An 11,025-nucleotide genomic window follows, 5' to 3' on the forward strand; every position below is an offset into this window, starting at 1 on the left:
TTTGGCGGCCAAGCCCTTAGGAATCCGTTTTCAGGGGCTGTGGAAATTTGCTTCACAGAGATCTGGAATTCACCTAAATAATATTAGAATGATTCCAAACTAACTGATGCGGCAGCCCCTTTGCATTAGAAATTCTGTCCAGATCGAGGCCATCATGGACCCAGTCATCCTTGTTTTTCTTGCAGCACTTGTCACGGCGCTGGCAACTGGCCTTGGCCCTTTGCCGTTTGTATTCTGGCGCCAGATGTCGCCTAAAGCCGTCTCCATCTGTAATGGTATCGCTGCTGGGTTGATGCTCGCGGCCAGCTTCAGTCTGCTCAAGGAGGGAAGCGCGCTTAGCCCCATTCGCACAATTCTGGGGCTGCTTGGCGGTTTCATGTTTATCGCGCTAAGCTACAGCATCATTGAACGCTACGACGACTTCCGCTTTGGCGCAGTCAAAGGGGCGGATGCCATCAAGATGCTGATGATTGTCGGGATCATGACATTGCATTCCGCGGCTGAGGGCGTCGGCGTTGGTGTTGCCTATGCCGGTGACGGCAATCTGGGTGAATTTATTACCGCAGCGATTGCCGTACACAACATTCCCGAAGGGCTTGCCATCGCGCTTGTCTTGATTCCAAGGGGCACCAAGATCTGGCAGGCAATGGGCTGGAGCGTTTTCTCAAGCCTGCCTCAGCCGGTTCTAGCGGTACCTGCCTTCATGTTCGTGACGTTCTTCACGCCGTTCCTACCCGTCGGGCTGGGCTTGGCTGCCGGCGCTATGATCTGGATGACCCTGTCCGAATTGATCCCAGAGGCTCTCGAGAACGCAACCAGCCCGATGATCGCCAGCGCTGTGACCATGTCGATTGCCGGAATGCTGATATTCGAGCTTCTGTTGCGAACACTGTGACCAGAAAAAGCAGTGCTTCCTTGTGATGAAAATGGCGGGCACAAAACCCGTTTAGCCAAGATTTCTGCCAAGATAAGAACAATGTAGCCTGGGGCACAGACTTACCTTTTTTGGCCCCTGCGGGGCGCATCAGGGGCTGAACCTCACAATTGCAGCAGTTGTTCTTCCAGCGTCTTGGCACGCAGGGTCTTGATCCGGGTTTTCTCGGTCTTCACCATATCCCCCACCGCCGTCTTGCGGCCAAAGCTTTTGCGCAGGCGATCCATTGCCATCAGCTTGCGGGCGGTCACCTGCGCCAACTGCATGTTGAGATTGCGCCGCGCATTGGTGTGCCAGCCCTGCCACAACAGATCTGCGCCCAGGGCTTTCATCGGCATGTCCTTGTTGGCCTCTTCGCGGGCCTCTTGCACCTGTGCGTCGAGCTTGCTGATCTGTCCACGCAGGCGTGCCTCATGGTCGAGAATCGGTTTGATCTTGGCGTGTTCCTTCAGATATTGCGCCTCGGTCACGGCGGCCATCTGGGTCAGCATTGCCATCTTCTGTTGCATTAGATTCCTCCTTTGGCCCGCTGGCGCATCTCTTCGGCGAACCGGATCGCTGCGGCGACTGGTGCATAGTATTCTTCTTCCACCTCGTCCCCGATGCCGATGGTCGCATAGAGCGCCCGTGCCGTCGGCGGATCAGAGTGGATTGGAACGGCATTTTCATTGGCGATGCGCCGGATGGTGGCGGCAACCTCGTCGACGCCCTTGGCGACGCAGACCGGCGCAGTCCCGGCACCACCGCCCCATTGCAGCGCCACCGCATAGTGGGTCGGGTTGACGATGACGACGCTGGCCTCTGGCACTGCGGCCATCATCTGTCCCATAGCAATTTCCTGGGCTTTCTGGCGGCGCTTGTTCTTCATATGCGGATCACCTTCAGAGTCTTTATGCTCGTCCATGATTTCCTTGCGCGACATCATGTTCTTGCGGCGGTGTTCATCATGCTGGAAGATCGCATCAACCACGCCGATGATCAGCGAAATCAGCAGCGCGATCACCAGGAATTCCATCCCCAGCTCGGCCAGCATCTTGATCACCGAAAAAGGCCCGGTTGCCGCCGAGGCGATCATTTCAGGCATTCGGTAGTTCAGATAGACCCCCAAGCAGATCGAATAGAGCATCAGCTTGATCGTGCTTTTGCCAAACTCGAACAGCCCAGCGCGGCCAAATTTGTTCTTGGCGTTGGAAACCACCGAGATCCGCGACATTTTTGGTTCGAGCTTGGTGGTGGCAAAAACCATGGCTCTTTGACCAACGATCGACAAGAGAACCAGAACAAAGGGAATCATAAACAACGGAATAAGCGGCCAGGCCATGGCAGCAATCATGCCGCCCACCGGAGGGGTGCCATTACCCGAAAACAGTTGCTTTGCCAGCCGGTCCGGTTGGTCAATTATCGACATCAACACCGTGCCAAGCCCGGTGACCATGTCATAACCAAACGCATAAAAGGCAACAACCAGCCCCATATAGGCCGCCGCAACCGATAGGTCGGTGGATTTGGCAACTTCACCTTTTTCCCGCGCCTTTCGCAGTTTCTCTTCGGTGGGCTCAAATGACTTTTCTGAATCGTCGTCATCGCTCATGGCAGGCCACCTCCGGGATCGGAGAAGAAGGTCATCATCTCTCGGATCCAGACATCAAGGATCATCGGGCTGGCCACCATCAAAATGAACAATCCGCCAAAGGTGATCACCGGTGCGCCAATAAAGACCACCATCAACTGTGGCATGGCGCGGTTGATCACCCCTAGTGTCAGGTTGTAAATCACCGCCGTGATCAAGAAGGGCGCCGAAAGGGTGAAGCCCATGTAAAAGGCCTTGGCAATCCGGTGGATGCCCCATTCCGAAAAACCGGCCGGATCTGGATAGGCGCCTGCCGGAAAGATCTGATAGGAATAAATCAGGAACTCGGCCACCCGAACATGCAGCCCCATCATCACCGCCAGGGCAAGCCCCGAGACCAGCAAGACACCCCCAATGGCGGGCAGTGCCTCGGCACCGATATTGCCCAGAACCTGCGACAAAGAGGTGCTCTGTGCTGCGATGGTGCCAGCGATCTGCAGCCCCATCACAAACAGCCGGACCGCAATGCCCATGCCTAGGCCAATAATTGTTTCGCTCACGACCAGATTGGCAAAATGCAGGGGCGTTTCCGGTTCTGGGAACCGCGCCAGCGCTGGCGCGACGACGAAGGTAAAGGCAACGGCAATCGCCAGTTTGACCCGCATTGGCACATATTGTTCGCCAAAGGCCGGCAAGACAGAGGTCATCGCTCCGACGCGCAAAAAGACAATGGCAAAATGCCAGAAACTCGCCCCAAGAAACGCCCGTAATTCCGGAGGAAAGTCCAGCGGTGTCATGCGGCGACCATTCCCACCAGTGCCGGGCGGGCCTCAAGACCGATTTCCTCGAAGGAGAGCACCGGGTTGGTGATGCCACGCGATTTCAGAATGGTGCGCAGATAACGGCGACGCCGGGTAGAGGTCACGACAGCGGCAAAAACACCCTGATCTGTCACCGTGGTCAAACGTTCGCTCAGCCCTTCGGCGAGACGGTTGAACATATCCGGTGGTAGCGCCACATCGAGATTGCCGCCGCTGACATCCACCTGATAGGTCGAGAATGTTTCTTCCCATTCCGGTGCCAGCTGAATCAGCGGGATGGTTCCATCCGCGCGCTTCATTTCGGCCACCAGTTGGAAACCCAGACGCTGACGCACATGTTCGCAGATGGCTTCTGGCTGGGTCACATGCACGCGGGCTTCGGCGATGGCTTCCAGGATCAGCGGAATATTACGGATTGAGACCCGCTCTTCCAGCAGCAGGCGCAGCACCGAATGCAGCGTATCCATTGGCACCTTGTCAGGCACCAGATCCTCTAGCAGTTTGCGGTTCGCTTCGGCCCGGAAGGGATCCGACAGCTCGCTCATCTCATTCAGCAAACGACGCAGGGATTTGAAGGTCAACAGGCGGGCAAAGTTCTGCTTGATCACCTCCAGAAGGTGGGTCGCCAGAATTTCAGGCGGGGTTACCACGGTGGCCCCGGCAAGAACCGCGTCCTGCTGTTGCACCCCTTTGATCCAGCGTGCGGGGGCACCATAGACGGGTTCGGTCACATCGGTTCCAGGGGGCAGTGCATCGTGGTTGTCGGGCATCAGCGCCAGTACCATATCGGGATGCAGCGTCCCGCGCACCTGTTCCACACCCTGCACCTTGACCACATAAGTCCCACGGTCCAGATCGGCCTGATCGGTCAGCCGGATTTCCGGCAGGATCAGACCAAAGCTGGTGGCGATATGGGTCCGCATATTGGCAATGCGCGCATCCAGCCCGGTGCCGGCATCAAGCACCATGCTGACCAGATCCGGGGCGAACTCCAGGTGCAGATCGTCAAGATCCAGAATATCCCCCAGCGCCTTGCTTGGTGTTGGGTTGGCGGTTTCTTCCATTTCTTCTTCGATTTCGGCCTCTTCCCTGGCCTGAACCTTCATCTGCAAACGATAGGCCGCAAAGCCAAGAATCCCGCCACCGATAAGAAACGGCAGGAAAGGCAGGCCGGGCACCAGTGCAAACATGATCATCAGTACAGAAACCGTGGCCAGCGCCGCCGGATGTTTGCCGAACTGATCCACCAGCGCAATATCAGTCGCGCCGGTTGCACCGCCACGGGCCAGCAGCAGCGCGGCGGCAATCGAAATGATCACAGATGGAATCTGCGATACCAGACCATCGCCAACAGTCAGAATTGCATAGGTTTCAAAGGCGGCCGAGACCGGCATTCCGTGCACCAGAACCCCCATGACCAAGCCCATGACCAGGTTCAATAGGGTGATCAGCAGGCCTGCAACCGCATCGCCTTTGACAAATTTCGAGGCCCCATCCAGAGATCCAAAGAAAGTGGTTTCCTTCTGGTCGTTTTCCCGGCGCGCCTTGGCCGTGGCATGGTCAATGGCACCAGCAGCCATATCAGCATCAATCGCCATCTGCTTGCCCGGCATCCCATCCAGGGCAAACCGCGCCCCGACTTCGGCCATCCGGGCCGCACCCTTGTTGATCACCATGAAGTTGACGATCAGCAAAACCCCAAAGGTCACCAACCCCAGAAACACACTGCCGCCCATGACGAACTGCGCGAACCCCTGGATCACGTCGCCCGCCGCATCGGTGCCGGTATGTCCCTGGCCAATGATCAGCTTGGTCGAGGAAATGTTCAGCGACAGCCGCAGCATCAAAGAGGCCAGCAGGATCGTCGGAAAAGACGAGAAATCCAACGGGCGTTCGATAAACAGGGTGATGGTGAAAATCAGGATTGCCAGCCCAAAAGAGGCGGCAAGACCCACGTCCAGCACCCAGGCCGGCATTGGCAGAATCATCATCACGATGATCGCCATCAATGCCAGCGCCAAAAGTACGGTCGGGCTAAAAAGCTGTTGAGCAGTTATCTTAGGCACGAGGTTTCTCTTGTTCTGGAGCAGGTAGATTGCTGATTTCATCACCGGATCCGTGCAGGGCCAAAAGCCCGCCACCAAAGCCGGATGGGAGTAACGAAGATGCTGATTTTGAATGATTTAAAGCAGAAAAACCCAATCTCACAGGCCATGCTACTGCTGCTGTCTGGGGCCAGTTCCAGGCCGGACGGCGAACCGCCCGGCAGGCATCACAACTGGCATCACTGCGGGCAAACGCCCCGCCTGCCCCGCCATTCAGCGGTTCTGAGATTTGTAAAGCTAACGGCATTCTGCCTGTCCAATCGGGGATTATTCTAAAATCCAAGTTAGTTTCAGACCGTTGACAAAGTGTTAGCATCCATGACGAAAGGCCGCCCCATCGGAACGGCCTTTCACGATTTTAACGGTCTTCGCTTTCCCAGTGCCTAGCTCTCGGGCGGTTTATTCGCAGCATCAACCCGGTTCAGCAGATCCAGAATATTATCGCGGGTACCGATACTGCTATCGACGAGCGCGCGGGCATGGGCCAGCGGCGACAGGCCTTCCGGGTCCTGGCTGGTCTCGGAGATCTGGGTCGTTACTGTCGCGACCTGACCAAAGGGGGCAGTCTCATCGGCGGTCAGGGTCTCAAGCCCTTCTGAATTTTCCGAATGCCAGAACCCACGCGCCGCAGCGTTCACTTCTTCTTCGGCCAGCATATACTCACCCGAGCGGGCATATTCACCATTGCGCCACAGGGCCTCGGCCCGCATCCGGTTCGCAGCAGAGCCATCCAGCCCCATCAGCTCGACCAGGGCGCTATGTGGTTTGCCCAGCGCCAAAGCGGTTTCCGCCATCATCAAGCGGCGATCCTTGTTTTCCGGTTCAAGCGCCAGCTTTTGCAGCAGCGATTGCGCCTGCTCGGCAAAGCCGAGATCCAACAGGCGGCGCGCCATGATTTCCGCCACTGGCGCGGCTTCGGCGGCAGTCGCCCGACCGGCAAAGACCAGGGCATACTGCAGGAAGGTCACGTCATCAGCCCGTTCGGTCAGTAGCGTCATCAATGGCTCGATCACGTCGACCCGCGCGGCGGGCCCATCACGGTGGGTCACATTCTGCAGTTCATCAAATGCCTGCGGGAACTGTCCGGTCAAGGCCATCGCGATTACGCCAGCCTGACGCAAAGCCCCACCCAGTTCGGTTTCCCGGCTTTCCAATTCGTAGGAAGCGATCAACTCTGGCACATCCGGCGACAAAGCCTTGCGCTCTTTATAGCTGAGTGTAATCAGGTCGATCAAAGCCGTTGGCGCGCTTTCGGTCCGTCCGGCCACTTCGTCGGTCAGCTTTTCCGCGACCACCTCGGTGTCACCTTCCAACTCAGCAATCGCGGCCTCTGCCAGGTTCAGTTCGGGCACATGGTCCATACCGGTACGACCAACCGAGCGAAGAATCGCCTCGGCAATGTGAAGCTCTCCAGATTCGGCAAACAAAGAGCTGAGCTGAGGGCCAAAGTTCACCCGCAGATGCACCGGCAATCTGGCAAACCCCTGCTGGATTGCATCGGTATTGGCTGTCTTGCGCAGGCTGCCATCCGCCAGAACAGACCAAAGCGCGGCTTCGCTGTTGCAGCCCTGCTGGCCGGAAAACGGATGGTTGATACCAAGATCCCGGCCGTCCATCAGATCCGCCATCGCCAAAAGTGTAGCCTGATGCCCTGGATCGACCCGTTCGGGTGGCAACATTGCCAGCGTAGAACGTGCCTCTGCCCCAAAGCCGAAATAGAGATACAGCTTGGCCAAGGCCCGCACGCTGGCCGGGTTAATATCGTCAAACTCTCGCACCAGGGCGCCCCGCAATGGGCCGAGCTGATCCGAAAAAGAACTGTCATTGCCCCAGCTATGCACGGCGATCTGACGATCTGGCATGCAATGGTCATCCACTTTCGTCGCCGGATCACGGGTTGCAAACAGCCCCGTCTGTCGGTCAATCGCCGAGGTCACCGAAACATTATCCAACGGGTTCAGCGGCCGATCTGAACGGCCCAGCGTTTCCAGCGGGCGGTTGCCGTCGGTTGCGGCCTGAGCCACATCCAGCAGGCCCTGGTTCGCGGCCCGGCCAATCTGTTGCAACAGACGGTGTTCGGATGCATTGACGATGGCAGCCCGCGCGGTTTCATCCATATTCAGCAATAGATTAACCTCGGGCAATTCACGGTTCTTGTCTTCTGGCGCAGGTTCTTCTGGTGCGGCAATCTGCGGCTGGTTCAATCCCAGTTCGGCATCCAGGCCAGCCGCCAGAACCGCAGACCCACGCGATCCAACCGGCGCAGGCTCGGCAAAACGAGCAGATTCGGCGGCCAGTTCTGCACTGGTTTTGGCTGGTGCTGTCTCTGTTTCTGCCGCGCGCAGCTGCGCTGTTGCACCGCCGGCAAGACCGGGGCGCAGGGTTGAATTCTGGCTCAAGGCTATGCGTGCATCGGCAACCGCACCCTGTGTCAGATTGAAACGATAACCCGAAGTCGCTGGCGCAGAATTCATTGGCTGTTGTGAAGGCATATCCACAGGCGCACCAAGAGAGAGGGTGCCAAAGACCGACGGCACCGGGGCGGCGCCCAGGTTTCTGGCCACTTGCCGATTGCCCACCGGATTGCCATCCCCGTCAGCAATATCGACAACCAGATACCCATTGCCTTGCAGGTACGATCGGATCTTACAGTCACATCCCAAAGCCATCTTCAGCGGTTGCCCCGCACCGCTCTGGCTGATCTGTTGCAGCCGCTTGCGCGGGATCAGATCAAACACCCGCGACGTATCAAAGACGGCCGAAGGCGCATTCAGTTTAAGGCTTGCCGACCGCCCGGACTGGTCCAGGGACCATGTGGCACCATCGGGCAGGCGCATGACCAGACGAGAGAAGCCATCATGTTCCCCGGAACGGGTAACAATGGTCTGTGCCTGGGCTGAGCCCGCCGCCACGCCAAGGGCGGCTATCGCAAATGCGCGCCAAATCATGCTGCGTCCTGTTTCACCGATCTAAGGGCCTCTTCCAGTTCAGAGAAGCCGGGGCGGATATGCGAAGGTGTGTTCTGGCGACCAACTTCGATACAGATGGCAGCCGCGTGGTTATGCAGGTTTGCAACCAGAACTTCGCGGATCAGTTTGTAAAAATGCGAGTCCTCTTCGGTGATGGTTTTCACCTTGTCGGCAAAAGGACCAACCAGGCCGTAGGCCAGAAAAACCCCAAGGAATGTCCCGACAAGCGCGCCACCAATCATCTTGCCCAGCACCTCGGGCGGCTGGTCGATCGCGGCCATCGTCTTGATCACGCCCAGAACCGCAGCCACAATCCCCAAAGCAGGCAGGCCATCTGCCATGGTTTGCAATGCGTGGCTGGAATGCAGCGCGTGATGATGGTTGGCCTCCATGCGTTTTTCCAGCACTTCTTCAACCTGGTGCGGATCGTCGTAGTTCATCGAAGCGGAGCGCATGGTATCGCAGATCAGGTTCACCGCCTCGCCATCGGCCAGGATTTTTGGGTATTTGTTGAACACGGATGAATTTTCCGGATCCTCGATGTGCTGTTCAACCTCGACCGGGTTGGCACGGGCAATACGGATCAACGAAAACAACAGGCAGAGCAGATCGCGGTAGTCATCCGACTTCCATTTGGGCCCTTTGAACACCTTGCCCAGATCTTTTAGGGTATGCTTGACGCTGCTCATGTCGTTGCTGATCAGGAATGCCCCAACTGCCGCACCGCCAATCATCATCAACTCAAAGGGTAGCGATTTAAGAATAATCCCCATTTTGCCACCCGCCAGCAGATACCCGCCGAACACCATGACAAAGATAATCAGGATACCTACAATTCCGACCATAGGGTCACTCCAAATCTAATTGCTTTATCCAAGCCTAGGCGAGTCTGATTAAGAAAGCCTGAGCGCTAGAGACAAGTTATTCCTTGGGAACACCGCTGTGACGGCCTGCCATCACAACACTGATGGTATAGGCAGCTTCCGGGCTCAGGCCGGCCATGATGCCAGCTGCTGCTTCGGGTCGCATACGGGCCAGGAAGCCGGCGGCGAAATTGGGATCCATCTCTTCAAACAGGGCTGCCGATTCTTTGGGCTTCATCTGTTCGTAAACGGTGGTCAGTCGACCGACATCTGCCTCGGTCGCGCCATCCGCCAGCGCCAGGGTAGAGCGCAGCGCTTCCTCGGCCTGCTCCAGAGCTGCCAATTTGCGATCAATCGCGGCATCGGCGATTCCCAGGGCCTTCTGGCGATCTTCGATCTCTGCCTCTCGCGCTTCCAATACGGCTTCGCGTTCCTGAAAGGCTGCCAGCATCGCCTGCAATTCCGCCGAAGACGGCATGCCGTCGCGGTGCAATGCACCGCCATCATTCTGCGATTCGGCCCCACCTTTATCCATGCTGGAAACCTCCCGCGCGATCGCAGGGCCTGCTTCCATGCCCAGGCGAACCAACGCCGAGCCGATCAACAGAAAGGACAGCATCATCAGCGCACTGCTGCGGCTGCGCCCCGGCTTCTTGGCCTTTGCTTTCTTTGTGCTCATCATGCCACCCGATTCTTGTCACGGTTGTGGCGCACAAACATCACGCCTGCCGATTTGCCGGTCTCTTCCGCCACAGGTTCTGGCGCAGCTTCAGCCGCCCGGTTGGTTTCATAGGCAACGGCCAGGGCATCACGCTCTTCCGCCTCTGCGACAGCCATCTCGCGGGTGCGCTGAGGGGCAGCGGCAGCCGCCTCGGGCATGTCATGCATAGAGGCCATCATCAGCTCTAGCCGCTGCGCCACCTGTTCGGCGCGCCCGGTCAACTGATCCAGCGCCTGGCTAGAGCCCTCAGTCACCTTGCGGGCCGTTGCGAAAGATTTATTCAAATCATCTACTTGCGAGGAAAGAACAGCAACGGCACCGCCGACGCCTTTTTCCAGGTCATTGAACCGCTTGAGTCGGCGCGAGAGCACCAGACAATAAAATCCAGCCCCAAGGGCCCCTGCTGCAAGCAGGATATCAGCAATAAGGTCCATCCCGTTACTCCTAGTTCAGTACGAATTCCATGATCAGCAAATCACGCACACGCCCCTGTCCGGTGGCTATGTTGATTCGCCGCAGCATCTGTGCGCGCAGTCTTGGCAGCGCCATCGGATCGGACAGATCCTCAAGCTCCAAGGCGCGAAGATAGCTATTCAGTACATCGACTACACGGGGGAGGACTTTTTCGACCTCGACCTGGTGGATCTTATCCACCTCTAGTTGTGCGCTGAACCGCAAGTGTTTAATGCCGCTTGCTTTGCGCAGCGTAATCACAATGGGTTCCATCTCGATGAAGGCGAGCTGGGCAATATCTGCCGCCGACTCACCACTATCTACGCCTTCTGGCGCTGCTACAGCCGCGGGAACCTCAGTGTGTTCCGCGGATCGACCAAAAGGAAGAAGCCCTGACGAGACCGCAAAAAAACCGCCACCGCCACCTGCAATTGCAAGGACGACCCCAATGATGAGGGGCAGTTTGCTTTTGGGCTTTGTTGCGTCTTCTTCCGCATTCACTACAGCGTCTGTCATGGCTTTTCCTAAAACGTCGTGCAAAGCCTTCATAACCCCTGAGGGACTAACCGAATGTTAAGGCCCCTCGGTC

The 11,025-nt window shown here is 57.4% G+C and carries 10 protein-coding genes; 1 reads left to right on the forward strand and 9 read right to left on the reverse strand.

All coding sequences use genetic code 11. From position 1 onward, the window contains the following. Positions 1–154: 154 nt before the first annotated feature. The gene (locus tag P2081_RS06895) at positions 155–895 is read left to right on the forward strand and encodes a ZIP family metal transporter (protein WP_278922137.1); all 741 of its coding nucleotides are present in this window, start codon (positions 155–157) and stop codon (positions 893–895) included. Between the two features lie 143 nt (positions 896–1,038). Here P2081_RS06895 and P2081_RS06900 read toward each other — a convergent pair whose 3' ends face one another. From P2081_RS06900 to P2081_RS06940, 9 genes are all read right to left on the reverse strand, one after another. After that, complete coding sequence (locus P2081_RS06900; RefSeq protein WP_278922138.1) at positions 1,039–1,443, reverse strand: hypothetical protein; 405 nt, start codon at positions 1,441–1,443, stop codon at positions 1,039–1,041. Then, the gene (gene flhB / locus P2081_RS06905; RefSeq protein ID WP_278922139.1) at positions 1,443–2,525 is read right to left on the reverse strand and encodes a flagellar type III secretion system protein FlhB; all 1,083 of its coding nucleotides are present in this window, start codon (positions 2,523–2,525) and stop codon (positions 1,443–1,445) included. The genes P2081_RS06900 and flhB overlap by 1 nt, the downstream gene beginning before the upstream one ends. Next, positions 2,522–3,301: a flagellar biosynthetic protein FliR gene (locus P2081_RS06910; RefSeq protein WP_278922140.1), complete on the reverse strand. Its 780-nt coding sequence runs from the start codon at positions 3,299–3,301 to the stop codon at positions 2,522–2,524. Before P2081_RS06910 ends, flhB begins: the two co-directional genes overlap by 4 nt. Then, a complete protein-coding gene (gene flhA, locus P2081_RS06915) occupies positions 3,298–5,331 on the reverse strand; it encodes a flagellar biosynthesis protein FlhA (protein ID WP_417700338.1) in 2,034 nt (677 codons plus the stop codon). The genes P2081_RS06910 and flhA overlap by 4 nt, the downstream gene beginning before the upstream one ends. A gap of 482 nt (positions 5,332–5,813) precedes the next feature. Continuing rightward, positions 5,814–8,378: a hypothetical protein gene (locus P2081_RS06920; RefSeq protein ID WP_278922142.1), complete on the reverse strand. Its 2,565-nt coding sequence runs from the start codon at positions 8,376–8,378 to the stop codon at positions 5,814–5,816. Next, the gene (gene motA / locus P2081_RS06925) at positions 8,375–9,244 is read right to left on the reverse strand and encodes a flagellar motor stator protein MotA (RefSeq protein WP_278922143.1); all 870 of its coding nucleotides are present in this window, start codon (positions 9,242–9,244) and stop codon (positions 8,375–8,377) included. The genes P2081_RS06920 and motA overlap by 4 nt, the downstream gene beginning before the upstream one ends. Before the next feature lie 76 nt (positions 9,245–9,320). Next, positions 9,321–9,944, reverse strand: a complete 624-nt coding sequence (locus P2081_RS06930) for a MotE family protein (protein ID WP_278922144.1) — start codon at positions 9,942–9,944, stop codon at positions 9,321–9,323. After that, positions 9,941–10,417, reverse strand: a complete 477-nt coding sequence (locus tag P2081_RS06935; RefSeq protein ID WP_278922145.1) for a hypothetical protein — start codon at positions 10,415–10,417, stop codon at positions 9,941–9,943. Before P2081_RS06935 ends, P2081_RS06930 begins: the two co-directional genes overlap by 4 nt. Before the next feature lie 10 nt (positions 10,418–10,427). Further along, the gene (locus tag P2081_RS06940) at positions 10,428–10,952 is read right to left on the reverse strand and encodes a flagellar basal body-associated FliL family protein (protein ID WP_278922146.1); all 525 of its coding nucleotides are present in this window, start codon (positions 10,950–10,952) and stop codon (positions 10,428–10,430) included. Positions 10,953–11,025 lie beyond the last annotated feature (73 nt).

It is taken from the genome of Pseudophaeobacter profundi, from assembly GCF_029697505.1.
GTDB lineage: Bacteria > Pseudomonadota > Alphaproteobacteria > Rhodobacterales > Rhodobacteraceae > Pseudophaeobacter > Pseudophaeobacter profundi.

Excerpts from the sequence above, each read along its gene's own strand:
- P2081_RS06895 (WP_278922137.1), top strand. The coding sequence starts at position 155 with ATGGACCCAGTCATCCTTGTTTTTCTTGCAGCACTTGTCACGGCGCTG.
- P2081_RS06900 (WP_278922138.1), bottom strand. The coding sequence starts at position 1,443 with ATGCAACAGAAGATGGCAATGCTGACCCAGATGGCCGCCGTGACCGAG.
- flhB (WP_278922139.1), bottom strand. The coding sequence starts at position 2,525 with ATGAGCGATGACGACGATTCAGAAAAGTCATTTGAGCCCACCGAAGAG.
- P2081_RS06910 (WP_278922140.1), bottom strand. The coding sequence starts at position 3,301 with ATGACACCGCTGGACTTTCCTCCGGAATTACGGGCGTTTCTTGGGGCG.
- flhA (WP_417700338.1), bottom strand. The coding sequence starts at position 5,331 with ATGGCGATCATCGTGATGATGATTCTGCCAATGCCGGCCTGGGTGCTG.
- P2081_RS06920 (WP_278922142.1), bottom strand. The coding sequence starts at position 8,378 with ATGATTTGGCGCGCATTTGCGATAGCCGCCCTTGGCGTGGCGGCGGGC.
- motA (WP_278922143.1), bottom strand. The coding sequence starts at position 9,244 with ATGGTCGGAATTGTAGGTATCCTGATTATCTTTGTCATGGTGTTCGGC.
- P2081_RS06930 (WP_278922144.1), bottom strand. The coding sequence starts at position 9,944 with ATGATGAGCACAAAGAAAGCAAAGGCCAAGAAGCCGGGGCGCAGCCGC.
- P2081_RS06935 (WP_278922145.1), bottom strand. The coding sequence starts at position 10,417 with ATGGACCTTATTGCTGATATCCTGCTTGCAGCAGGGGCCCTTGGGGCT.
- P2081_RS06940 (WP_278922146.1), bottom strand. The coding sequence starts at position 10,952 with ATGACAGACGCTGTAGTGAATGCGGAAGAAGACGCAACAAAGCCCAAA.